19 protein-coding genes are annotated in these 25,213 nt (G+C 44.9%); 13 read left to right on the top strand and 6 right to left on the bottom strand.

What is annotated here, in order from left to right:
- Positions 1 to 32 precede the first annotated feature (32 nt).
- From H6550_08025 to H6550_08015, 3 genes are all read right to left on the bottom strand, one after another.
- Positions 33 to 962 (bottom strand): T9SS type A sorting domain-containing protein, encoded by a 930-nt coding sequence (locus H6550_08025; protein ID MCB9046073.1) that lies wholly within the window; start codon positions 960 to 962, stop codon positions 33 to 35.
- An 80-nt stretch (positions 963 to 1,042) separates the two neighbouring features.
- Positions 1,043 to 2,986, bottom strand: a complete 1,944-nt coding sequence (locus H6550_08020) for an ABC-F family ATP-binding cassette domain-containing protein (GenBank protein MCB9046072.1) — start codon at positions 2,984 to 2,986, stop codon at positions 1,043 to 1,045.
- Between the two features lie 649 nt (positions 2,987 to 3,635).
- Positions 3,636 to 5,135 (bottom strand): sulfatase-like hydrolase/transferase, encoded by a 1,500-nt coding sequence (locus tag H6550_08015; GenBank protein MCB9046071.1) that lies wholly within the window; start codon positions 5,133 to 5,135, stop codon positions 3,636 to 3,638.
- Positions 5,136 to 5,501: 366 nt separating this feature from the next.
- Between H6550_08015 and H6550_08010 the strand changes: the two genes are divergently transcribed.
- On the top strand, positions 5,502 to 6,029 hold the full coding sequence (locus H6550_08010; protein ID MCB9046070.1) for a hypothetical protein: 528 nt from the start codon (positions 5,502 to 5,504) through the stop codon (positions 6,027 to 6,029).
- A 143-nt stretch (positions 6,030 to 6,172) separates the two neighbouring features.
- Here H6550_08010 and H6550_08005 read toward each other — a convergent pair whose 3' ends face one another.
- Positions 6,173 to 6,673: a lipocalin family protein gene (locus H6550_08005; GenBank protein MCB9046069.1), complete on the bottom strand. Its 501-nt coding sequence runs from the start codon at positions 6,671 to 6,673 to the stop codon at positions 6,173 to 6,175.
- Positions 6,674 to 7,058: 385 nt separating this feature from the next.
- On the opposite strand from H6550_08005, the gene H6550_08000 reads away from it, so the two are divergent.
- The 12 genes from H6550_08000 (at position 7,059) to H6550_07945 (ending at position 20,274) form a co-directional block, all read left to right on the top strand.
- On the top strand, positions 7,059 to 7,550 hold the full coding sequence (locus H6550_08000) for a hypothetical protein (protein ID MCB9046068.1): 492 nt from the start codon (positions 7,059 to 7,061) through the stop codon (positions 7,548 to 7,550).
- Positions 7,551 to 7,726: 176 nt separating this feature from the next.
- Positions 7,727 to 8,344, top strand: a complete 618-nt coding sequence (locus tag H6550_07995; protein MCB9046067.1) for a TetR/AcrR family transcriptional regulator — start codon at positions 7,727 to 7,729, stop codon at positions 8,342 to 8,344.
- A 26-nt stretch (positions 8,345 to 8,370) separates the two neighbouring features.
- Positions 8,371 to 9,645, top strand: coding sequence for a TolC family protein (locus tag H6550_07990; GenBank protein MCB9046066.1), 1,275 nt, complete (start codon positions 8,371 to 8,373; stop codon positions 9,643 to 9,645).
- A 26-nt stretch (positions 9,646 to 9,671) separates the two neighbouring features.
- Complete coding sequence (locus H6550_07985) at positions 9,672 to 10,574, top strand: efflux RND transporter periplasmic adaptor subunit (GenBank protein MCB9046065.1); 903 nt, start codon at positions 9,672 to 9,674, stop codon at positions 10,572 to 10,574.
- Positions 10,574 to 11,488, top strand: a complete 915-nt coding sequence (locus H6550_07980; protein MCB9046064.1) for an ABC transporter ATP-binding protein — start codon at positions 10,574 to 10,576, stop codon at positions 11,486 to 11,488. The genes H6550_07985 and H6550_07980 overlap by 1 nt, the downstream gene beginning before the upstream one ends.
- Positions 11,489 to 11,491: 3 nt before the next feature.
- A complete protein-coding gene (locus H6550_07975) occupies positions 11,492 to 12,238 on the top strand; it encodes an ABC transporter ATP-binding protein (GenBank protein MCB9046063.1) in 747 nt (248 codons plus the stop codon).
- 2 nt (positions 12,239 to 12,240) lie between these two features.
- A complete protein-coding gene (locus H6550_07970; protein MCB9046062.1) occupies positions 12,241 to 13,347 on the top strand; it encodes an ABC transporter permease in 1,107 nt (368 codons plus the stop codon).
- Entirely contained in the window at positions 13,344 to 14,465 is a 1,122-nt protein-coding gene (locus H6550_07965; protein MCB9046061.1) for an ABC transporter permease, read from the top strand. Before H6550_07970 ends, H6550_07965 begins: the two co-directional genes overlap by 4 nt.
- 124 nt (positions 14,466 to 14,589) lie before the next feature.
- Positions 14,590 to 16,959, top strand: a complete 2,370-nt coding sequence (locus H6550_07960) for a TonB-dependent receptor (GenBank protein MCB9046060.1) — start codon at positions 14,590 to 14,592, stop codon at positions 16,957 to 16,959.
- Between the two features lie 69 nt (positions 16,960 to 17,028).
- Complete coding sequence (locus tag H6550_07955; protein MCB9046059.1) at positions 17,029 to 17,730, top strand: hypothetical protein; 702 nt, start codon at positions 17,029 to 17,031, stop codon at positions 17,728 to 17,730.
- A gap of 306 nt (positions 17,731 to 18,036) precedes the next feature.
- Complete coding sequence (locus H6550_07950; protein ID MCB9046058.1) at positions 18,037 to 18,174, top strand: hypothetical protein; 138 nt, start codon at positions 18,037 to 18,039, stop codon at positions 18,172 to 18,174.
- 219 nt (positions 18,175 to 18,393) lie between these two features.
- Positions 18,394 to 20,274 (top strand): T9SS type A sorting domain-containing protein, encoded by a 1,881-nt coding sequence (locus tag H6550_07945; GenBank protein ID MCB9046057.1) that lies wholly within the window; start codon positions 18,394 to 18,396, stop codon positions 20,272 to 20,274.
- Positions 20,275 to 20,343: 69 nt separating this feature from the next.
- On the opposite strand, the gene H6550_07940 is transcribed toward H6550_07945, so the two are convergent.
- Positions 20,344 to 21,324: a c-type cytochrome gene (locus H6550_07940; GenBank protein MCB9046056.1), complete on the bottom strand. Its 981-nt coding sequence runs from the start codon at positions 21,322 to 21,324 to the stop codon at positions 20,344 to 20,346.
- Between the two features lie 88 nt (positions 21,325 to 21,412).
- Positions 21,413 to 25,165: a gliding motility-associated C-terminal domain-containing protein gene (locus H6550_07935; GenBank protein ID MCB9046055.1), complete on the bottom strand. Its 3,753-nt coding sequence runs from the start codon at positions 25,163 to 25,165 to the stop codon at positions 21,413 to 21,415.
- Positions 25,166 to 25,213 lie beyond the last annotated feature (48 nt).

Here is a 25,213-nt window from a genome sequence, read left to right as displayed (position 1 = left end):
ATACCAGCCTGCCAGTGAATTAGTTACATCCATTATTGCTTCAGTACCCGGAACACCTTAGTGCCGTAATCACTATCTGTCAACCTGAGCATATATAACCCGGCCGGAGACTGATGTATATCAACCGTATTATCCCCGGTGCTGATACTACCTGTTTTGATAGCCCTTCCGGTTACATCATACAATATGTAACTGCAAGGTTGTACTGATACGACATGTACCACATTCCCTGCCGGATTGGGATAGACCTGTATTTTATCCGCTGACTCCTGCACTTTATTTACAGACAACGTTGAAGCCAGATTCGTATAATGACTGTTCAGCGTAGAGGCATCCATTTCATAATTGGATATGTGTATCATAGCCACCGCACCACTTGTCTGTTCATTGTTGGTTCCATTGTCGTCGCGGAAGAATATGAGCACCTTATTGGAATCCATTACATACTGATCGGAGTTATCGTTGAGCGACCCCGCAAGCGTGTCGTTATAATACAGTGTGACATTCTTAGAACCTGCATTGCGGGTAACTGCCACATATTGGTATTTACCATTCGCAAAAAAGCTGTCCGTAGAGGTGAATTTACTGTACATCACCAGCTTTCCGTTCTGGTTGTACATCCCCGGGTCTTTATGCATGCTGTCAAAGTCTATGATCTTCTTATACCCCTTTATTGAATCCAGCTTGAAATACAGCTCTATAGTATAGGAACCGGAAGCCAGGAACCCGGCAGAATCAATGAATACAAGACCACAACCTTTATCAAAATTATATACGTTGTGTGAGATACCTATATTCAATGCATCCCAGCTATAAGCTCCGGTACATTGCGGAGCGAGGGCCGGGGCCTTGTAATATATCTCATCGAGTTTATTATTAAACTCATACCGATAAGTAGCATTCTGAGCAAAGAGCGCCTGCGAACAAAACAGAATCGAACAAAAGAGTAATATGTTTTTCATAAGGCAAATTTTTATAAAGTTAAAAAACCTGCTTACTGATGTCAACCCCTATTACCTTTCTGTTAATTTTTAATCCGGGGTTAACCCAGCTTTTCTTCATACTCCAGCATCTCTTCAAAAGCTTTGTCGTAGCCCCTGGTCAAGGTTTCCAGTTGGGTATTCAGGTTGCGGTAGGCCTCATCTACCTTCATGAACTTGTCTTTATCCGCATAGAACTCAGGGTCGGCCAGTTGGGCTTCCAGTTTCACCTTTTCTTCGTTCAGCTTATTGATCTGCTCTTCCAGTTTCTGGAAGGTGCGTTGTTTATTCTGAAACTCCTTTTGCAGCTTTTTCAGTTCTGAATTTTGCACAGGGGTCTGCTTTTTAGGTTCCGGTTTCTTTTCAACTACCGGTTCCGGAGCAGGTTTGGCTGTCTTGCGGCGTGCCCTCTCCTCCTCGTATACCGTCCACTCATCATAAGTACCATCAAATTCGCGTACCATACCGTCTTCGATGACCCATATCTTATTAGCTGTTTTACTGATAAAATACCTGTCGTGCGAAACAAGGATGAATGTACCCTGGTATTTGTTCAATGCCTCAATAAGCATTTCCACACTCTGCATATCCAGGTGGTTGGTCGGTTCATCCAGCATCAGGAAGTTACCTTTCATCGCAATGGTCTTGGCCAGCGCTACCCTCGCCTTTTCACCTCCGGATAGTACCTTTATCTTCTTGAAGACATCATCGCCGCTGAACAGGAAGCAACCTAACAATTGCCTTAGCTCCAGTTCGTTCTTGCCCGTACCTGCCAGGCTCATCTCTTCCAGTATCTCGTGTTCTATATTCAGCGCTTCCAGCTGGTGCTGAGCGTAGAAACTCTCCTCTACATTGTGCCCCCATTTGCGTTCACCGTCAAAGGTCTCGCGATCGGCAATAATCCTGAGCAAGGTAGACTTACCCTTACCGTTGGCGCCTATCAGGGCTATCTTATCGCCACGGTTGATCTCGGCATTGGCATGATCGAAGATGGTTTGCTCTCCGAACTTCTTGGATATATCTTTCAGCGTGCAGATTATCTTGCCCGGCTGTGTTTTTACGTCAAAGTTGATGTTCATGGTAGGAATAGAGGCATCGGGAGCTTCTATCTTATCCAGCTTGTCCAGGCGCTTCATAGCACTCTGAGCCTGTGCCGCCTTTGATGCTTTTGCTTTGAAACGCTCGATAAAACGTTCCTGCTGACGGATATAATCCTTCTGGTTCTCATAAGCCCGTTGCTGCAGCTCCATACGCTCTACCTTCTCCTTCTGGTAGAATGAGTAGTTGCCCGTGTACAGGTGCAGGCTCTGCTGCCATACCTCTACTATGCGGTTCACCATCCTGTCCAGGAAGTACCTGTCGTGCGAAACGATGATAACACTACCGGGGTATCCCTGCAGGTAGCGCTCCAGCCATTCTATTGACGGGAGGTCAAGGTGGTTGGTCGGCTCATCGAGCAGCAGCAGGTCGGGTGCCTGCAGCATCATTTTGGCCAGCAGCACACGCATCCTCCAGCCACCGCTGAACTGGTTGTAGGGCCTTTGCAGGTCGGTAGTACTAAAACCCAGTCCTTCCAGTACCTCCGCAGCTTTATGTTCCATTTCATAGCCTCCCGCAACCTCAAAATCGTGCAGCAGGTGACTGTATTTATCCAACAATACCTCATCGTCCGGCTTTGTCTCCAACTCCTTCAGCACCTTGTTCATTTCTATCTCCACCTCGTGCGCACGCTCGAAGGCCTGCATACCTACCGAAAGAATAGAATTCTCAGTAGAGAAACTCAGGAGATCCTGGTTAAAGAAGCCAATAGTCACATCTTTGGGCTTGTTGATAGTACCACTATCAATGGTATAAGCACCGGTGATGATGCGCAGCAAAGTAGACTTGCCCGCACCATTGCTGCCCACAAGGCCAATGCGCTGGCCTGTATCTACCTGCCAACTGGCATTTTCCAATATAGGCCTGGAACCGAAGTAAAATGAGATATTCTGTAATGAAACCAACATAAGCGGCGCAAAACTAACTGAAAAAACGCAGATAACCTTGGTGCAAAATGCGGCGAAACTGTTAAGTAAATCGTCGCTGACAACATATACAGGTTTAACCAAAAGTAATAATGCACCTTTACAAAAGGTTGATTGGCAATGCGTTACTAAAAAACTGTTAAGTATTGTTAAGTAAAACCTGTTTTGCAACAGAGCGTAACCCTTACAAAAAAGCCCCGCTTTGAGCGGGGCTTGTGTATGCTTGAATAAGGTATTTGGTGGTGTGGGCAGCATTGGTGACTATATTTAACCATGTCAAATATACGTAATTTTATTTAAAATAACAATATTTATTCCCGCGAGTCAACCACCCCGGTTGGGCTACATCCGCCAAAGGCGGAACGCCCAACATCCCCTCCCAGGAACAGGAGGGGAGTTTACGGATTCTTAGCCTATAGAGAGTCCTAGTGAATAAACAACGCTTGGACGAGATGGCCACGTTCATAACGCCACGGGCGTTACTTCCTCGCCATGACGAGAGTGAAGGAACAACAATCAGCTGTACAGATTGCTTCCAGCGTCGCAATAACCAGTATTTTTTTGATGACGGGTTGTATTGGTCAAGTTTTTATCGAAAAAAACAGCCGCCTCACGGGCGGCTGTTTAATTATTATGGTAACCTCTTCAGTAGTTTGGTTATTTCCAGTTGTTTTAGCTGTTGTTCCAGTTCGTCGCGCTGTGTTTTGTAGCTTTTGTCATAGGCAAGGTTGGTGGTCTCCAGCGGGTCGTTGGCCAGGTCGTATAGCTCATACTGGTTGGCATAAGTGCCCATCGCGTCGAAATAGTAATCAAACTTCCAGTTCTCCGTCCTGATACAACGGATGCGGTTGGCCGCGTTTACGGCTGACCATTTGTTGTTAGAACCCGCCTTGGTATCATCGAACGTGAACAGGATACTGTCCTGAACAGGCCTGCCCTCTGTAATGATGGGCAGCAGGCTGGTACCCGCAAGGTTGGTTGGCGGCTCGGCTACATTTGCCAGTTCCATCAATGTAGGCATAATATCTACCAGTGTCGCCAGAGCGTCTGAACCCACAGGGCCATTGTCAAACAACACCGGGTTAGATATCACCATCGGTACTTTGATGGCCTCTTCGTATGCAACAAATGTTTTTTGCCTGAGTCCGCCATGCGCCAGCCCCATTTCACCATGGTCGGATGTCTGGATAACAATAGCCTTATCAGCCAGCCTTGTTCCATCCGCTTCAGCATACAGTTCTTTTACCAGGTGGCCTATTTCCTTGTCAACCATAGTTTGCAGGTAGGCGTAAAAGTTGACATAGTTCAGCATAGATGTTTCGTCAGGCAAAGGTCCTAACAATACATTCATGCCCAGCAGTATCAGTTCCTGTGCCAGCGGTTTTTTACTTTTCAACAGTTGCTCATTCACCGTTGCTGGCAAAGCAATATCACGCCCCAGCCAGGTGTCGGGCTTGTAGCCGTATAAACCTGCAGTATTGGGGTAAGCCAGTACGTCGTGCGGGTTAACCAACGAAACAATAAGGCAGTAAGGTGTATTATCGCCCGCAGCCCTGCGCGCCTTTACCTGCTTCAGGTATTTAACACCTTGTGCCACATATTTGGCATCGTGGTTGGCATACCCTCCACCAAAGTTGAGCGGGTTAACATCTTCGCCCGCATCAGGAGCCTCCCACCCCATTGCACCATATAGTGCTATGTCGGCGGCAGTAAGCTGATCGTAATTGGTATTGGCACCGTTGGCCGCTGCACCTTTACTCATGTGCCATTTGCCCCTGTATTGCACATCGTAACCACTGGCCCAAAGGGTGTTCATAATATTGGGCAATGTGTTGTCCAGTGTCGGCTCGGCAGGTGATAAAGGGCCGCCCTCCGTCAGCGTCTGGCTCACGTTGTGAATAGCAGGATAGGTGCCTGTAAACAAAGTAGCGCGGCTCGGCGAACACATACATGTATTGCAAAAAGCCTTGTTGAAACTGAAGCCATTCTGTTTGAGGAATGTAAGCGTCTCCAGGTTTTGTGCTTCCCAACCCGGCGGATAATTTTCCGTAGGCGTAGTTTGTTCGTCAGTAATAATGAGGATGATGTCGGGCTGTTTGCCCAACTGTTCCAGCTTCTGGTTGAATTCCATGGCGGATGTTTTTAAAGTGATGAATAAATTGTTTACGAATGTTCGCGTAAGCTGAACAAGGCAAATGTAAACAAAGGAAGCAAGGAAAAACAGGGTGTTTTTCCCGTTGTTTGGTAGTGGGGAGTGGTGTATTTTGTCAGCTTGTTTACTGACAAGTCTAAGCGGGATGCATAGACCAATGTGATGGAAAGTCCTGAGTTGCAAACTCAGGACAGCGAGGGAGGGAGGGTCTGACTGTACATTGATATAGCTGAGGAACAAATGCTGCCGGTTACAAACCTGCTGACTATTCGTCATTTAAGTTAACAACTTAAACGAGTGCAGGGAATATTAAATCATGTATATTTATTTGCATCAACGCATAACATGAATTTCAGACAGCATATAGCCAAATATGTGACCGGGAATGTAACTACAGACCAACTTCCTTGCACCGGTATTATTGCGCTTGAAGAGGGGTTGGATTCTCCTTCACTTTGTATTCTTGCAGGACTAAGTAAATATGAAGAACCTTCTCAAATTGACTATTATTTCAAACTGACACTAGAAGAGCTAAGCATTACACTGCCCGATAAAAGACAAGCAGCAATAGAATATGCACTTGCAATTGTGGACGAAATATTTGATGGAACAAAAGATGTTATTACCGGAACAAGCGAAATTTGTAACAACGCTTTTGTCAGTTATGACTTTTTATCTGAAAGTAAACAGTATTGCTATGATAGTATCGGGTTTGAAAAGGCTTATGGGTTATTTGACACTTTTGATGAACTTTTGAATAGGGACAGATCCTGGCAAGTAGAAAAGACGAATGACGAATTAATGTATGAAATTAAAACAGCCCTTTTTGAAGAACTGAAAAATTGGAAGCACAGGATAAATAATGATTTGTGACATGGCTTTTTCCAGTTCCATCGTAATCTTCGATAGTAGCCCGTGTGACTGGTAAATGCAAGTATTTTCCAGTTTTGGGCGAGATGGCCACATACATAACGCCATGGGCGTTATTCTATCGCCATAACAGGAGTGAGATTCGCTTACTTAATATTCTTATATATATCAACGTAGGTAACGGGCACGTTTGAGCTATTGGGCTGTGTCAGGGTGAATTTCATTTGGGCGGTTGTCACTTCCAGGCCCATAGTATCGGGGTTGTTGTCGTATATAGCGATCCTGGTATCATTGTCCATGAGTTTCCAGGTCATGGTGGCGCTTTGCGGGTGGCCTGTGCATTTGTTGGTATTCTCATCCCTTGTTACCGTACCATCGGCAGCGAACTGGATAAAGTCGTCCTTTTCGCAGTCGTCCATATCGGCATACAGGTCGGCGGTGGTGTCTTTACCGTTGTATTGCGCGGTGGCGGTGCTGGCCGTTAATTGCCATTTGCCAGCTACCAGTAGCTTGCCTACGGCAGAGAGGTTATCGGTGCTTGTGCTGCTGCTTGCAGGGTCGGGCTCCTTATCGGTTTCAGATTTGGTACAGGCGGCAAAGAGTGCTATGCCGCATAATAAAGTTAATATCTTGCCGGTCAGATTCATAGAAGCAGATTTTAATATAAAAATACAAGATAATTTGTCTTGTGCAAGTGGATGGTCGGGCGCGTAGCGAGATTGCTTTGTCGTTCGTTCCTCACTCCGCGCAATGACGCGCGTGGTGTGGTTTGTGCAAGAAACGGTGCGGGTATCCCCCTATCCCCCTAAAGGGGAGACGCATTTTGACATAATGGTTGTTGTGGTTGTTTTGTTTTGGGCAAGGAGGATTTAGTCATTCCCTATCCACTAGACCGGTGGCTACATCCGTCGTAGGCGGACCGTCCAACATCCTCCCGCTATGGCGGGACAAGCTCTCCTAAGAACAGGAGGGAAGTTTGGCCCCCTACCCGACAAATGGATAAATGATTAACTTTATGGGAACACTTATTATATGCAGTATACAGTCAATAGCCGTGGATATAACCATTTTGAGGTGTTCAATGAACAAGATGACCCGGTAGGTACGCTTGATATCAATTCGTGGTGGATGCATAAAGCCAGTATAGCTACAGCCGCAGGTATGAACTATGCAGTGGCTCCCAAAGGGTTCTGGCAAACTACGTTCACAATCAGTCGCTACGATGTGGAATTCGTAAGCATAAAAGCCAGGCTGGGCGGCAGGGTGCATATCAGCTTTGCCAATGAGAACCGGGGCTATACTTTCAGGCAGAAGAGTTTCTGGGGCAGGACCTTTGCCATATATGACGAGGATGGCCACGAGATAGCCGAAATAGAATCCGGTTTTAACTGGCGTAAATGGAACTATAACTATACTATAGATGTTCATGGTAATACCCTTGATAAAGAAGCCAACCAACTACTACCCTTTTTGATGATATACTGTGCCAGGTATATACGCATACGCCGTTCGGCAGCTACCTAGCCGATAATTTTTTTTCAGATATTTTTTGCGGCAATATTCCCTTTGCAATCCAATAGCTGACAATGAGTTATAGCATTGACAAGCTTTTTGTGCTAAACAAAATATTTAATCATTTGATTAAAATATTTGTTTAAATCAAAAATCGTGCATTTCTTTGCACTTAATAACACCCCGATATGGCAAAGGAACAATTGGACAACAACACGGAAAACCGCATAAAGAATGCAGCGAGGGCTGTTTTCTACCGTAAAGGGTTTGCGGCAACCAAGACCAGGGATATTGCTGAAGAGGCAGGTATCAACGTAGCATTGCTGAACTATTATTTCCGTAGTAAGGAAAAGCTGTTCAATATCATCATGCTGGAAACGCTGCTGGCATTTTTCCAGTCGATGGCGGCGGTAGTGCGCGATGAGGAAACGACTCTTGAAGAGAAAATTGAACGTATGGTTGACCGTTACATAGACGTGTTGGTAAACGAACCAACCATACCCGTTTTTATTATGAGCGAGTTGAGAAACAACCCTGACGAATTGTTGGCACAACTAAATATAAGACAAATGATGTCGGGTGCAGCGCTGTTCAGGCAACTGGAAGACTATATGCGAGAGAATAACCGCAAGCCTGTGCCACCTGTTTACTTCATCATCAACCTGCTGGGGTTGGTAGCTTTCCCCTTTATCGCCAGTCCTATTGTAAGGCATATGGGCAACCTGTCGCAAGAGCAGTTCAACCATATGATGATAGAAAGAAAGCAACTGATACCGGTATGGATCAAGGCCATACTTAATTCGTAAACAATGCTTGCAATAAAATAAATGTGATGACAAAAATGAGATCGCTGAAACTATTATTTTTACTAATACCGCTACTTACAGGCATGAGTAGCTTCGCCCGGGAAGGCAGCCTGTCAATAGACAGTTGTTACAGTATGGCAGATGCCAACTATCCGCTGGTAAAACAATATGCACTAATAGCCCGGTCGCGGGACTACTCTATTGCCAATGCCAACAAGGCATATCTGCCGCAGTTCAACATTGCCGGGCAGGCCACGTATCAATCGGAGGTGACATCTTTGCCCATATCATTGCCGGGGGTAAACATAACTCCACTGAGCAAAGACCAATACAAGCTTTACGGCGAGGTAGACCAACCGTTGACGACACTGGTAACGCAAAAAAGCCAGAAGGAGTTTATTGATGCCACCTCGAAGATAGAACAACAGAAAACTGAGGTGGAGTTGTATAAACTGAAAGAGCGTATCAACAACCTGTACTTCGGCATACTGCTGATAGATGCGCAGATAGCACAAACCAGGCTGATGAAGAAAGATATTGAGTCGGGACTGGCAAAAGCCAATACAGCCATTGCCAATGGCACCGCCCTGAAAAGCAGCGGCGATAACCTGAAAGCTGAACTGCTTAATATAGATCAACGCATTATAGAACTGAACGCCAACCGTAAAGCCTACCTGAAAATGTTAGGGCTGTTCATTAATGCAGAACTGGCAGACGATATAAAGCTGGAAACACCTAATATAAAACTTAATACTGCGGGCATCAACCGGCCGGAGCTGAGGTTGTTTGACATGCAGAAGAACGCCTTTAATGTGCAGGACAAACTGATCAATGCTAAGAACCTGCCGAGATTCAGCCTGTTTATTCAAGGCGGCGTGGGCAGACCGGCACTGAACTTCCTGAACAACGATTTCAGAACCTATTATATAGGCGGGTTGAGGTTGAACTGGAGCCTGTCGGGTCTGTATACTGCGGGCAAAGAAAAGAAGATCATCGACCTGAACCGCAAAGCTGTTGACGTGCAAAAAGAGGTATTCCTGTTTAACACCAACCTGGCACTGGAACAACAGAACTCAGAAGTGCAGAAAGCGCAGGAGCTGATAGATACGGATAACGACATCATATCATTAAGGGAAAGTGTAAAAAATGCGACCAAAAATCAACTGGAATATGGTACAGCCACATCCAATGATTATATCACGGCTGTGAATGCAGAAGACAAAGCCAGGCAAAACCTGCTGATACACAGGATACAACTACTACTGGCACAGTATAACGTACAAACAACTTCAGGTAATTAATTCAGATAAAAATAAACATCATAATAATGCGCAAGACATTCATATTAGCAAGTATATCAGGGGCGATATTATTCGCTTCGGCCTGCAACAGCGGCAAGAACAAGTTTGACGCGTCTGGTTCGTTTGAAGCGGAGGAGACCATCATCTCTGCCGAAGCAATGGGCACTATACAACAGTTTGACTTAGAGGAAGGGCAATCGCTGAAAGCCGATGAGGTAGTCGGTTATATAGACAGCACACAGATATACCTGAAGAAAAAACAACTGGAAACTCAGATAGACGCGCTGTTGAGTAAAAGGCCGGATGTGCCGGTGCAACTGGCATCGCTGCAGGAGCAGTTGCGTGTGGCAGAAAGAGAGCAGAAACGTATCACCAACCTGGTGAAAGGAGATGCCGCTACCCAAAAACAATTAGACGATATCAATGCTAACATCAGCGTGCTGGAAAAACAGATAGCCGCGCAAAAATCGTCACTTAATATCTCATCGGAAGGTATTACAAAAGAAGTAACTCCGATACGTGTACAGATAGAACAACTGAACGACCAGTTGCGTAAATGCACGATCATCAACCCGGTAAAAGGAACCGTGCTGACCAAATATGCAGAGGTTAATGAAATGGCTAATGTGGGTAAGGCACTGTACAAAATAGCAGACCTGTCGAGCATTACCCTGAGGGCTTATATCACAGGCAATCAGCTACCGAAGGTAAAACTGAACGACAAGGTAAAAGTGATGACAGATGATGGTGATGGCGGATTTAAAGAGACCGAAGGTGTAATAACCTGGATCAACGACAAAGCAGAGTTTACGCCAAAAACCATACAGACAAAAGACGAGCGTGCCAATATGGTATATGCTATAAAAGTAAAAGTGAAGAACGATGGCAGTTACAAAATTGGTATGTACGGCGAAATAAAATTCCTGTAATGACAGACGTAGTACTCGAAAACATTACCAAGACCTACGAAAAGGGAACCGTAAAAGCGGTGAACAGCGTATCCTTCTCCGTAGAGAAAGGGGAACTGTTTGGGCTGATAGGACCGGACGGTGCGGGCAAGACCAGCATCTTCCGTATGCTGACCACCCTGCTGCTGCCGGATAGTGGTACTGCAAGCGTGAACGGGCTGGACATAGTGAATGATTACAGGACCATCCGCAAGAACGTAGGTTATATGCCCGGGAAATTCTCGCTGTACCAGGATCTGACCGTAGAAGAGAACCTGCATTTCTTCGCAACGGTATTTAATACATCCATTAAAGAGAACTACGACCTTGTAAAAGACATATATGTACAGATAGAGCCTTTCAAAGACAGGCGGGCGGGAAAGTTATCGGGTGGTATGAAACAGAAACTGGCGTTGTGCTGCGCTTTGATACACAAACCCAAAGTACTGTTCCTGGACGAACCTACAACGGGTGTGGATGCAGTATCGAGAAAAGAGTTCTGGGAGATGCTGAAACGGCTGAAGGAACAAGGTATCACCATATTGGTTTCTACCCCATACATGGATGAGGCTACCCTTTGTGAGCGTATAGCCCTGATACAGGATGGCAATATCATGTCGATAGACACACCTGGTAATATCATAGCTGATTACCCGGAGACGTTGTATGCCGTCAAGGCGGATAAAATGAGCAAACTACTACAGGACCTGCGAAGCAGCGAACAGATAAGCAGTTGCAACGCATTCGGTGAATATCACCATATAACCTTTAAAGATAGGGCGCATTACGACGGTGCTGAGATAAAGAAATTTCTTGAAGACAAAGGACACGGGCATATAGAGATAAAAGAAGTGACACCGACCATTGAAGATTGTTTTATAAAACTGATGAATTAGGCAATGACAGAGGAAGTAGTGATCAAAACGAATAAACTGACCAAGAAGTTCGGGAATTTCATCGCCACGAATGAGATAACGTTCGATGTGTATAAGGGAGAGATATTCGGTTTCCTGGGAGCAAACGGCGCGGGGAAGACAACAGCCATGCGAATGCTCTGCGGGCTGTCTATACCATCATCGGGCGAGGCAACCATAGCAGGATTTGACGTATATAAAGAGACCGAAGAGATAAAAAAGAACATAGGCTATATGAGCCAGAAGTTCTCACTATACGAGGATCTGACCGTAAGGGAGAACATACGTTTCTTTGGCGGGATATACGGATTGAGCGCGAAAGAGATAAAAGAGAAAAGTAAACACCTGGTTGAGACACTGGGATTAGAAAAGGTTGCCAACCAACTGGTGAGCTCATTGCCATTAGGCTGGAAACAAAAACTGGCTTTTTCTGTAGCTATCATCCACGATCCGGCTATTGTTTTCCTGGACGAACCGACCGGTGGCGTAGACCCTGTAACGCGCAGGCAGTTCTGGGATATGATATACAGCGCTGCCGACAGGGGTATTACCGTATTCGTGACTACCCACTATATGGATGAAGCGGAATACTGCAACAGGATATCGATGATGGTGGACGGTGTAATAAAAGCACTGGATACCCCTACCAACCTGAAAAAACAATTCTCTGCCGAAACAATGGACGAAGTGTTCTTTGAGTTGGCCAGGGGCGCACAACGTAAAGCTGATTAGGAATGAAACAGTTCATGATATTTGTACGAAAGGAGTTCTACCATGTTTTTCGCGATCCGAAAACATTGTTGCTGCTCTTTGGTATGCCTATAGCCCAGATCATACTATTCGGGTTTGCGCTGACCAATGAGATCAAGAATTCAAAAATAGTGGTATGCGATTACGCCAATGACATAGCATCTCACCGCATTATCGACAAGATAGCCGTAAGCGACAACTTTGTGCTGGAGCAGAACCTGATGAACCATTACGAGATAGAAGACGCTTTCAAATCAGGAAAAATAAAACTGGCTATTGTATTCCCTGCCAACTTTAATGAAGACCTGATGCACGAGAACAAAGCACAGGTACAGATAATAGCCGATGCATCAGACCCTAATACGGCCAACACACTCACCAACTACGCCACCAATATCATTATGAGCTACCAACAGGAGCTGATGAACGACAGGCGTCCCCCAATGCAGATACATACTGATATCCGGATGATATATAACCCGGAGCTGAAAGGCGTATACAATTTTGTACCTGGTGTGATGGCATTGGTACTGCTGTTGGTTTGTGTTTTGATGACATCGGTATCGATTGTGAAAGAGAAAGAGAACGGAACGATGGAGATATTGCTGGTATCTCCCTTCAAACCTATTATGGTAGTGATAGCTAAAGCGGTACCCTACTTCGTGTTATCTATCATTAACCTGACCGTAATACTGGTTATGAGTACTACCCTTGCAGGATTGCCCATACATGGCAGTATCGTGTTATTGTATTTTGAGAGTTCGTTGCTGATACTCTGCGCCTTATCGTTAGGGTTACTTATATCGAACGTAACAGCCAGCCAACAAACGGCAATGCTGATATCACTGATGGGTATGCTGTTACCTACGATACTATTATCAGGCTTTATGTTCCCGTTGGAGAATATGCCTGTACCATTACAAATCATCGCAAACATCGTACCCTCCAAATGGTATTACATTATCATCAAATCGGTAATGCTGAAAGGATTGGGCATAGGAGCCATATGGAAAGAAACATTGATACTGGCAGGTATGACGACATTCCTGCTGGTATTGAGTATTAAAAAATTTAAAAACAGGCTGGCATGAGGACACTAAAATTCCTGTTAAGAAAAGAATTCAGGCAGATATTCAGGAATACAACTATCCTGAGGATGATCATTGCCTTGCCTATTGTACAACTATTGGTGATGCCATTGGCGGCAGATTATGAGATAAAGAATATCAACATTTCTATTGTTGACCATGACCATTCGCCCTACTCTCAAAAGTTGACCAATAAGATACTGGCTTCGGGCTATTTCAGGCTAAACGATTTCAGCAATTCATATGATGAGTCTTTTCAGCAATTTCAGAAGGACAAGTCGGACCTGATACTGGAGATACCAGCTGATTTTGAGAAACAACTGGTGGTAGAAAATGATGCACACCTGCTACTGGCAGCTAACTCAATAAACGGCACCAAAGCTCTGGTGGGCAGTGCCTACCTTTCACGCATCATTGCTGACTATAATGGCGATATACGTACAGACTGGATACCCGAACAAAGTGTTCCGCCTGCACCTACTATTGAAGTCGCGGCTATCAACTGGTTCAATCCCTTACTCAACTACCCCTTCTTTATGGTGCCCGGCATACTGGTGATATTAGTTACTATGATCGGCTCATACATGTGTGCATTGAATATTGTGAAAGAAAAAGAAGTGGGTACTATAGAACAGATAAACGTAACACCGATCAAAAAACACATCTTTATTTTGGGCAAGCTTATACCTTTCTGGCTGATAGGTATGTTCGTTTTCACTGTTGGGCTGTTTGGTGTAGCCAGGCTTGTTTACCATATAGTACCGGCGGGTTCCATATTACTTATGTATGGGTTCCTGGCGGTCTACCTTATTGCACAACTGGGCATAGGTCTTTTGATATCTACCTATTCCAACACACAACAGCAAGCCATGTCACTGGCCTTTTTCTTTATGATGATATTTATCCTGATGGGGGGCCTGTTTACCTCAGTAGACAGTATGCCGCAATGGGCGCAATGGATAGCGCGCATAAACCCTGTAACCTACTTCATTGAAGTATTGAGGATGATCGTACTGAAAGGCAGTGGACTCAAAGACATCAGGATGCACCTTATTATCGTAGCAGGCATGGCCCTGTTCTTCAACGGCTGGGCGATACTCAATTATAAAAAGACCTCGTGACGCATAATATATATGTAACATATCTCATTCAATAGCAGACAGTTACTTTATTATTATTCATCCTATATCCCTTATATTTGACAGAATATTTTGTTATTTGAAACGAATTTCTGCCCCAGATTCAATGAAATACGATAGACTATTATTTACCCTGGTGTTTCTGCTCATGCTATCACCGGTCAGCTTGTTTGCACAAAAAAAACTCACGCTTAGCGGATATATGCGCGATGCACGTAGCAGCGAGGCTTTGATATCAGCTACTGTATTTGTAAAAGAACTGGGTATAGGTACATCAACCAATGAATATGGATTCTATTCCATCTCTATGCCTGCCGGCAGTTATACAATTGTCTTTTCCTATATTGGTTTTGGTACACGTACTGAAACCATGAACCTGGTGGAAAGCAAAGTGTATAATGTAGAATTGAAGAATGAGAATACATTAGACGAAGTAGAGATAACCTCAGAAAGGCAGGATAAGAATATCAACGGTACACAAATGGGTACCATATCCTTGTCAGCACAAAAAGTAAAGAAGCTGCCGGTTATATTCGGCGAAAGCGACATATTGAAAGTGCTGCAATTGATGCCCGGCGTACAATCGGCAGGCGAAGGCAACTCAGGTTTTTATGTGCGTGGCGGCGGACCTGACCAGAACCTGATACTGCTGGATGATGCAGTAGTATATAATACCGGCCACCTGTTCGGATTCTTTTCCGTTTTCAATACAGACGCGCTGAATAATGTTACACTGATAAAAGGCGGCATGCCCGCCAAGTATGGCGGACGCTTATCTTCTGTAGTAGACGTCTCGATGAAAGAAGGTAATATGAAAGAATACCATGCCGAAGGTGGTATCGGCCTGATAGCCTCGAGACTGACAGTAGAAGGGCCTATTAAGAAAGAGAAAGGTTCTTTCATGCTTTCGGGAAGAAGGACATACGTTGATGCACTGATCAGGCCGTTCGTAAAAAAAGGAAGTGCCTTCTCTAAATCCGGTTACTTTTTTTACGACGCTAACCTGAAGGCCAACTACAAAATGACCGATAAAGACCGCGTATATATGAGCGGCTACTTTGGCAGGGATAAATTTAAATTCGGTAGCGGCAGTGGTAATTTCAATGCGGATATCCCGTGGGGTAACAGTACCGCGACCATACGCTGGAACCACCTGTTCAGCAACAGGCTTTTTCTGAACACTACAGCTGTGTATAACGACTACCAATTCTCGTTTGGTGCCAACCAGGGAGATTTTGATGTTAAGATAGGTTCGGGGGTAAGAGATTACAACGCTAAAGTAGACCTGGATTATTTCTCTGCTTTCAATCATAACTTTAAAACAGGACTTGCCTATACCCACCACAAGTTCGTTCCCAACCAGGTATCCGGCAGTTCAGGCCAGGTAGAGCTTACACCCAATAATGCATTAATAAAATACGCGCACGAAGCAGGCGCTTACATTATGGATGAATTTGACCCCTTTAGCTGGCTGAAAGTAAATGCAGGAATCCGTTATTCATGGTTTGGTCAGATTGGCCCTTATACAATATATACCAACGACCTGAACGGCAAGCATACCGACAGTACTGTATACAACAAGGGGGACATAGTAAAAACATACGGCGGATGGGAGCCCAGGCTGAATATGCGCTTTGAACTGAGTGACAAGTCCTCTATAAAAGCAAGTGTTACCAAAACCTACCAGTACATACATTTAGTGAGCAATAACGGCAGTACCCTGCCTACCGACCTTTGGGTACCCAGTACATTGATAGTAAAGCCGCAACAGGCATGGCAGTATTCTATGGGCTATTTCCGTAATTTCTTCGACAACAACCTGGAGACTTCAATAGAAGTATATTATAAAGACATGAAGAACCAGGTAGAATATCGGTCAGGCTACGTGCCTAATACGATACAAGACCCGGAACTGGACTTTGTATTCGGCAAGGGGCAGGCCTATGGCGCAGAATTCTTCATCAATAAGACCAAAGGTAAATTTACGGGCTGGATAGGATATACACTTGCCTGGACCTACCGCAAATTCCCCGACCTGAATAATGGCAACCGCTACCCTGCCAAATACGACCGCAGGCACGACCTGTCTTTAGTAGCTTCTTATGAAGCCAGTAAAAAATGGACCTTCTCTACCGTTTTTGTTTATGGTTCAGGTAATGCCATTACGCTGCCCACCAACTATTACTTCGTCAGCCAGAACATTGTGCCGGAATACAGTAACCTGAATGCATACCGCTTGTTTGCCTACCACAGGCTCGACCTGTCTGCGGTGCTGACACCTCAAAAGCAAAAACGCAAGAATAAACGCTGGGAGAGCAGCTGGGCATTCTCTGTATATAACGTATACAGCAGGCAAAACCCCTACTTCCTGTACGTTGATACCAAAGGAGACCTGAATGAAGGTGTGGATGCCACGGTAAAACAGGTTTCTATCTTCCCGATACTACCCAGCATTACCTACAACTTCAAGTTCTGATAATACCTGACAGTATCGTGACATAACGCCCGGATATGGGAATAACTTTGCACATAAATTGAAAGAGGTGTGCAGATAGTAAATTATATACCCATAGCAACAACTGTATTTTCTTTATATTTTTTCCTGTTGTTATATAAGCATTGGAGCCGCAACAAGAGCTCTTTGTATATTTTCTGGTGGATGTTGGGTGTGTTCTTTTATGGCGCGGGAACAGTGACGGAGAGTATCAATACCCTTATGGGCTACTCACCTGCCAACTTCAAAGCATGGTACATATTCGGTGCCTTCCTGGGTGGTGCTCCGCTGGCACAGGGAACGGTACACCTGCTGATGAAGCGCAAAACTGCCAATACGCTTTCTATCATATTAACAGCAAGTATCGTTATATCATCTATACTCGTTATACTATCACCTCTTAAGGATGGTCCACATCCCAAGCTGGATGGCAAAATACTGGAGTGGACATTTATCAGGTACATCACACCGTTCATTAATATATATGCTTTTGCCTTCCTGGTAGGTGGCGCAGTCTATTCTGCTTATATATATGCACAAGACAGGAACTTCAAACACCGTTTCTGGGGCAATGTATTTATTGCTATAGGCGGCTTTCTCCCAGGCATCGGAGGTTCCTCAGCAAAAGCCGGCCATGTTGAAGTATTATATATTACAGAGTTCGTAGGTTTGTGCTTCATATTTGCCGGATACTATATTATTAAAAACAGTAAAGAAGTATCTGCGCACAGCAACCAGGCAGTTGCAGCCTGAGGCCCTTTACTGTAGGGCATTTCATCGAAACACCCCGTGTAATACACCCTGCTTTATTTCTTAATAGCTGGTTAACCGTTAACATTCTGCCCTGTTAAGCGCTTCCAAACAAGGCGTTAACCAAAGCCGTTTTTTTGGAAACGGGGGTGTCCGTGTTGCATCTTTGTATTGTCAACGGAAGTAACACACCCCGCGACATTCAAAACACAAAAATAAAGAACGGTCGACAAAGGGCGTTTCAAAACAAAAAAGAAAAACACACAACAAGCAAACAAACAAATCAAAACAAACAAAAAACACAAGATCATGCAACAAGTTACTTTCACTACCGCACCGGCCAACCAGGCAACTTACACAAACGCTATTGTTAAGAAAGAAGCCATTCAAAAAATCATTGTATTTACAGCCATGCTTACATGCTTTGTACTGGCAGTAAATATCTAAAAGATACTGCCGGGGTGTTTGTCTTTGGTTTTTTGTGATGATCTTACCAAAGCCCGGCATTTTATTTAAATTTTATCCTCTGTATATATGCAAGCCTCCGCTCACGGAGGCTTTTTTAATGTATTTGTCATAATACTATCATGTGTTACTTATGTAACGTTGAGTGAATTAAAATATGGTTATATTTGACAGGACAAATTTCACATTAAATATATATAAATGTTCAAAAAACAAAACGTGATTGTGTTTCTGCTGTTATTATTAGCAGGAACGGTGCAGGCGCAGGATGCACTTTACAGGGATGTTCAGGAAGCACATAAAAGGGGAGTAAGCTTCATGCCCGTGCAATTATTCTCAGAAACAAACGGTGAAAAACACAAGGAACTTGCAGAGGAAACATTATTAATGCCCGATAAAGCGGCAATTAAGGAAGTATACGAAACACATCCGTATGCGATAACATTACAACTGACCACAGAAAAAGGTATAGCCTATAACCTGGAAATGATGAGGAGTAATCCTTATGCCGATAATGCTGATATTGGTTACATAGACGCAACAGGCAAACACAAATTCAACTACGACAAGGGTGTACACTACCAGGGTGCAGTAAATGGGTATAACAGGTCTATCGCTGCAGCCAGTATTTTTGCTAATGGTGACGTAATGATCTTGTTTGCTAACGAAGACGGCAACTTTGTAGTAGGCGAACTGGAAGACAACAGTGGCAAATATGTATTGTATAATGATAAGGACTTTACCGTAACTCCGCCTATCAGCTGCGGAACGGTTGATTATGCGATAGAAGAAGAGTCGGACAACCCGACAGATGGTGGTAAGACCACAGCTGCTTACATGTGTAATAAGGTGAGCATCTACTGGGAGCTGGACTACCAGTTGTATACCAGCAAGCAAAAGAGTACCCTGCTAACGGGCGCTTACACCTCAGGCCTGTTCAACCAGGTGCAGACCTTGTACAGGAACGAACGTGTAGCTATAGAGCTGAAGTCAACGTACGTATGGACTATTCCTGATGGATATGGCGATGCAACTTCCAGCGATGGCCTGAATGACTTTACCAGTGCCTGGAATGCAAAGGGCAATAATTTTGACGGCGACATAGCCATGCTGCTTGCCAAAGATGATGCCGGCAATGGTGGTATTGCTTGGCTGGATGTGCTTTGTAACAGGAACAGGACTTATGCTTACGGCGACATTAACGGATCGTATGGCAGTCTCCCCTCTTACTCATGGGACGTACAGATGGTGACCCATGAAATGGGGCATAACCTGGGTTCAAGGCATACACACTGGTGTGGCTGGAAAACCGGCACGGGTGGTGCTTGTGGCTCAATAGATAATTGCTACAAACAGGAAAGCGGCGCTGGTTGCAGTACATGCGGCAGCACCTACAGCAACTCAGCTTCAACCAGTGCATGGAAAGGTACGATTATGAGCTACTGTCACCTCGTTTCAAGAGGTATTGACCTGGCCAATGGTTTTGGCCCGCTGCCGGGTGATGTGATCAGGAACAATGTATCATCAAGATCATGCCTGAGTTCAATCATCAGCGCAACGCTTACGCCTACAGATATTTGTAAGAATGTTGGTAAAGTGGATCTTATATTTGACAGTACACAGATCGGGACGTCAAACTTCGGAGCGAGTCAATACAAATATGTATGGTCGGGCAACGGAGGCAGTTCACAGAATATCACCGTTACTCAACCAGGTGTATATTCCGTAACCATAACTGACTCTAACGGTTGTAGTGCTTCTTTCAGCGCTACAGTAGGTATCAACGCAGATCCGGGATGTGCGTCAACAGGCATCAATGATGTAGCTAGAGAATACGTGAGTATGTATCCTAACCCTGCGCATGACCAGGTTATGCTGAAATATTTCAGCAGCTCATCTATTGCCACGGATATCAGGCTGACTGATATTTCGGGCAGGACGGTTAAAAACAAGACAGTTAATACTATTAACGGGGAAAACAATGTAATACTTGACCTTGATAATGTTCAACCGGGCATGTATTACATAACGATCAGCTCAGCTACCCAACAATACATTAACCTGAAGCTGGTAGTGAACTAATCAGAACATTCATTTAAATAAAAAAAGACGCAGTAATACTGCGTCTTTTTTATTATAAAGATCAATTGTTTAAGACCTTGGCGTCCATTTTACAGGTTGATTTTCAATAGGCTTGATGGTTTTCAGGTACTGAAATATTGCTGACAGGTCCTGGTCAGTCATTGTGCTGTACATCATCCAGGGCATAATGGAATTAAATTCATGCATAAAATCAATATGTGGTGACCTATATGCCGAATCCTGGTATAATTTAAAACGGGCAACAAACTGTTCTGGGGTCCAGTTACCAAGGCCTGTGGCATGCGGTGTAATATTCGGTGATCTGAGTGTTCCACCGGGTAGTTCAAATACCCTGCCACCACCAAATTCCAGTTCAGGTATTACTTGTCCTTTTTCCTCCGGAGTGTGGCACTCACGGCAGGCAGCAGCATTTACCAGGTATTTGCCATATTCAACTGCATTCGATGGTTGTGGAACTTCCTGTGCCGGGGTCCCTTTTACAGGAATGGTTCTCATAATAAGAGAGAACGGGAAATCTACTACCCTTTCCGGAACATCATTGTCGATCGAGGGCAACGTACGTATATAAGCTATGATCGAATAGATATCTTCATCAGCCATTCTACCATAATAGTGGTATGGCATAACGGGAAAGATTGGCTCGCCGTCATTCCGTACACCAGTAGTAATGAGGCGGTACAACTCACCATCAGTCCATGAGCCAATGCCGTGAGGTGTAATATTTCTTGAATAATACTCACCGGGAAATCCCAGTTCGCGGCCGAACTTCTCGCCACCGGCACCTTCTGTACCAGGTACCAATGGTGCAGCAAACTTAGACCAGTCTCTTGATGAATGGCAGTCCATACAAACAGCTACCGAGTTGGCCAGGTATTTACCTCTGGCTATTCGTTCAGGAGTTCGCTCAATATTTAGAATCGGTGCAGCTCCTACATTGGGCAATGCTGTTTTCAAATAGCCGATACCTGCAACTGCCAGTATTACTATCAACAGAACTATGATACCCAACCACTTGAATACTTTTTTCATACTATCTATTTATTTGTGGGATAATGTCTTACCCTCACAAAATATAAATAATTACAAAAAAATCATAATGTCATTAAACTTTTGGACATTACCTGATCAGATGCATATCGCCTTTCCTGAAGACATAACCGCATACAGAAGATCTGGCCTTGTAGTAATAAAAGTAGGTTGATAATTCGGCAGGAATACCTTTATAGTTTCCATCCCAGCAGTGTTCGCGTTCTGTGGCATGAAATACGCGCTCTCCCCAGCGATTATATATAGAAAATTCGAACTCCGTTACATCTCCGGGAACATGTACACGGTAACAGTCGTTAATGCCATCGCCGTTGGGTGTAAACGCATCGGGAATATACAGCCTCCCATCTCCCTGTAATACCTCCAGTATCACAGATGTAGTATCGGTACAACCCGCTGAGTCAGTTCCGGTAAGTATATATTCAGTTGTCTTGTCGGGACGTGCCTTCGTATGTGCTGATGCCGGATCATCAAGCCCATCCTGCGGCGACCATTTATAAACAGACGCGCCTGACGCCATCAATTCTCCATAATCCCGTGCGCAGTCCATATCCACTGCCTCTGCCACCAGCGATGGCAACCTTTTAATAACAGTATTCACAAACATGGTATCAAACCTGCCACACAGCAGTTCTTCTATCCGCACACCGAAAACAGTATTGACCAAAGGCCTGGCTACCGGATCGGCAACATGGCTGTTATCCAGCAGTTCCTGGGGCCACCACGTGTACTTATCACCTCCATGGGCATTTAAAGTCACCTCCTGCCCGGTACATACACTTTCGGGTTGGTCCACGGAAAACTGCACAGGTATTGTATCAATAGCTACATAGGCGGTATCCTTACACCCAAATGAATCGACAATAACCAATTCATACCTGATATTAAAGTCGATAGTGGCAGATGGCTCGCTGGCTGTCCTGCTGGATAACTTATACGCCGGGAACCAAGCATAATCCTTGCCACCCGAACCATGCAGTGTAATAGTTGCTCCGGGACAAACTGTAGTGTCATTACCCGCAAACGCATCTGGTGCAGGATAGGTATCCACTACTACGGTGTCCAGGTCTGAACAATTGTCATTACTGATGACCTTTAATACCAGCACTGACCTGCCGTTGAGTGACAATACCGGGTTGGCCACCGAAGGATCGCTCAACCCGGCGGCAGGCGACCACACATATGTTCCGCCACCTTTACCTTTCAACTTGACCTCTGTTCCCGGGCATGCTATTGTGTCCGGTCCAGCATCTGCTACGGGCAATGGTTTAATGTTCACCATCACCTGGTCAGTATCAGAACAACCCAGGCTATTGAAAACAGCAAGGGAATAAACACTATTCGTACCGGCATATACAACGGGATTAGGAGCATAAGGATTGCTGACCGTAGAGTCCGGGAACCAATGATAGATACCACCACCACTACCATTCAGGTTCATCCAGGTACCTGTACATACCGCAGTATCCGGGCCTGCATTTGCAACAGGATCCGGGTTCAGTGATAAATAGATACTGTCTGTGCTGCTGCAACCATACTGATTGTAAACCTTTAGTTGATAGGCAACAGGACCCGTGACAAATACTTTCGGTGTATCTGTATATGGATTATCCAGTCCTGTTGCCGGCTGCCACCTGTATAGAGTACCGCCCTTCCCTTTTAATTGAATTTCCTGCCACATACAAATGGATGTATCTGGGCCGGCATCAGCAACCGGGTCTGGATATACAGCCAGGGCAACATCATCTGTATCCTTACAACTATATGTGTTACTTACTACCAGTGCATAGGTCTTATTGGTGGTCACGGTAGCAACAGGATTCTGTATGGCCGGGTTTGACAAACCTGTTTGCGGATACCAGAAATAAAAACCGCCCGCACCTGCTCCGTTACCGTACAACTGTACTGTCTGCCCCATACAGGCACCCGTATCCGGGCCGGCATCTGCTATCGGTTTAGGGTAAACACTTACTTTTATCTCATCTGAATCCAGGCAACCATCGGTGGACTGGACTATTACTTTATATACAACTTCAGTATCTGCCCAGACATATGGATTTTGTATCGTACGAGATGGCAGTTTATAAGCCGGGGACCACAGATAGCTCGCTACTGATGCATGACTGCTAACACCCAAACGAACATACGCGAACGGGCAAACGTTCGTATCGTTGCCTGCTGAAATATCAGGATCAGTAAACTCATAAGCATACACACTATCCTCTTCCTTACAACCATAGCTATTAGAAGCTGTCAGTACATAAGGACTGCCGGAGTTAGTTATGGCCCTTGGATTGAGGATTGTAGTACTACTAAGCCCGGTCCCGGGAGTCCATACATAAGTAGCTCCTGAAGATACACTACCATTCAAGGTTACCGAATCACCGGGACAGGCAGACTGGTTGGCACCGGCATTAGCCGTGACACCGGGAAGTACCTGGACGTTAATTGCATCCGTATCCCTGCATCCTGCAGAATTGATCATTACCAGGTAATAGGTCCTGTTCACTGTTAGTTTCACTTTTGGCGTCAAGGTATTGGCACCTGTCATATCCGTGGTGGGATACCATTGATAACTGACGCCCGTTGCCTTACCCGAAAGCTGCAGACTGTCTCCCGGACAACCTGCGGTATCAGCACCGGCTACAGCACCGGGCAAAACGTTTACATCTACATCTGCAGTGTCTTTACATCCATACGCGTCCGTCACTATCACATGATAAATGGTAGTATCCGGTGGAGACGCAAAAGGGTTGTTGCAAGTAGTGCAGGTAAGTCCTGTTGTGGGATACCAGCTGAAAGTGACAGGTGGATTGGTACTACTGCCAGTAGCACTCAGTATCGCAAATTTATTTTTGCATATCGTTGTATCCGAAACAGCAGTTGCCGTAACCTGCGCGGTATCTTCAACATAGGTAGTAAAAAAGGTATCAGGACAGCCAAAACCGCTATATGGCGTTACTATTATGGCATATTTGGGGTGGGCACCATTTTTAGAAATAACAACAGATTGCGTTGTACCTATTGTTTGTGTGAATGTGGAATCCATCCACTGGTAATACTGGAAGCCGGGAGGAGCATTCAACGTAAGCGATGTATCACCATTACAATATACTCCCCTCACCTGGAACAGCCCACAATCCATATCAACGTATCCATATCCGAAATGGGCCCCTAATGCACAGTCTCCTGATGCAAAATCCAGCGCAACCGTTTTGCCTGCATACCCGGTCAGGTTGATCGTGGCGGTTGTCCATGGTTTGAAATATACATTACGCCCAACATTCGACAACTGGAAACCCGGCAGGCTGGCAGATGAAATATAGGTGAACTGGTTGCAGGGCACAGGCGCGCCGGTTGCAGAATCATATGCATTCACTTCAAACCGCGGCTGTTGTGACGGCTGATGCCCGGGGTTTTCAAACACCACGGCGTACCTGTAAAGAAATATATAATCTCCCGAAGTATTGGGTACATGTATATAATACCTGGCCTTTTCTGACTGGGAGTTTACATTAGTATTGCCCAGCTTTAACGAATAAGAACCACCACCCGGCGAAACGATAGGGAAACCACCATACGGGTCTGTATTAGTGCCGCTCGTCAATACATGCCTGTTGTTCAAAGGAGCTGTGGCTGTATTAGCGCTAATAGGGCAGCAATTGCCCACAAAAAACTGCCAGTTGGATAAATTGCCAAGTTCAAAATCAAGGTTAGGCGGGCAATAAACCGTTTGCGCACCGGCTTTACCGGCAACAACTGAAAACACTATAAATGCTCCCAGCACTACTACATATTCTTTCAGAAGCCAGGCAAAGCGCATACAGGCAGAATTATATATAAATATAACAATAAAACACCGTTCAAACTT

The sequence above is a fragment of the Chitinophagales bacterium genome, assembly GCA_020636495.1.
Lineage (GTDB): Bacteria > Bacteroidota > Bacteroidia > Chitinophagales > Chitinophagaceae > UBA5543.
Note: the sequence above shows the minus strand (reverse complement) of the source record. Positions and strands in the feature narration are given on the sequence as shown.

Excerpts from the sequence above, each read along its gene's own strand:
- H6550_08025 (MCB9046073.1), bottom strand. The coding sequence starts at position 962 with ATGAAAAACATATTACTCTTTTGTTCGATTCTGTTTTGTTCGCAGGCG.
- H6550_08020 (MCB9046072.1), bottom strand. The coding sequence starts at position 2,986 with ATGTTGGTTTCATTACAGAATATCTCATTTTACTTCGGTTCCAGGCCT.
- H6550_08015 (MCB9046071.1), bottom strand. The coding sequence starts at position 5,135 with ATGGAATTCAACCAGAAGCTGGAACAGTTGGGCAAACAGCCCGACATC.
- H6550_08010 (MCB9046070.1), top strand. The coding sequence starts at position 5,502 with ATGAATTTCAGACAGCATATAGCCAAATATGTGACCGGGAATGTAACT.
- H6550_08005 (MCB9046069.1), bottom strand. The coding sequence starts at position 6,673 with ATGAATCTGACCGGCAAGATATTAACTTTATTATGCGGCATAGCACTC.
- H6550_08000 (MCB9046068.1), top strand. The coding sequence starts at position 7,059 with ATGCAGTATACAGTCAATAGCCGTGGATATAACCATTTTGAGGTGTTC.
- H6550_07995 (MCB9046067.1), top strand. The coding sequence starts at position 7,727 with ATGGCAAAGGAACAATTGGACAACAACACGGAAAACCGCATAAAGAAT.
- H6550_07990 (MCB9046066.1), top strand. The coding sequence starts at position 8,371 with ATGACAAAAATGAGATCGCTGAAACTATTATTTTTACTAATACCGCTA.
- H6550_07985 (MCB9046065.1), top strand. The coding sequence starts at position 9,672 with ATGCGCAAGACATTCATATTAGCAAGTATATCAGGGGCGATATTATTC.
- H6550_07980 (MCB9046064.1), top strand. The coding sequence starts at position 10,574 with ATGACAGACGTAGTACTCGAAAACATTACCAAGACCTACGAAAAGGGA.
- H6550_07975 (MCB9046063.1), top strand. The coding sequence starts at position 11,492 with ATGACAGAGGAAGTAGTGATCAAAACGAATAAACTGACCAAGAAGTTC.
- H6550_07970 (MCB9046062.1), top strand. The coding sequence starts at position 12,241 with ATGAAACAGTTCATGATATTTGTACGAAAGGAGTTCTACCATGTTTTT.
- H6550_07965 (MCB9046061.1), top strand. The coding sequence starts at position 13,344 with ATGAGGACACTAAAATTCCTGTTAAGAAAAGAATTCAGGCAGATATTC.
- H6550_07960 (MCB9046060.1), top strand. The coding sequence starts at position 14,590 with ATGAAATACGATAGACTATTATTTACCCTGGTGTTTCTGCTCATGCTA.
- H6550_07950 (MCB9046058.1), top strand. The coding sequence starts at position 18,037 with ATGCAACAAGTTACTTTCACTACCGCACCGGCCAACCAGGCAACTTAC.
- H6550_07945 (MCB9046057.1), top strand. The coding sequence starts at position 18,394 with ATGTTCAAAAAACAAAACGTGATTGTGTTTCTGCTGTTATTATTAGCA.
- H6550_07940 (MCB9046056.1), bottom strand. The coding sequence starts at position 21,324 with ATGAAAAAAGTATTCAAGTGGTTGGGTATCATAGTTCTGTTGATAGTA.
- H6550_07935 (MCB9046055.1), bottom strand. The coding sequence starts at position 25,165 with ATGCGCTTTGCCTGGCTTCTGAAAGAATATGTAGTAGTGCTGGGAGCA.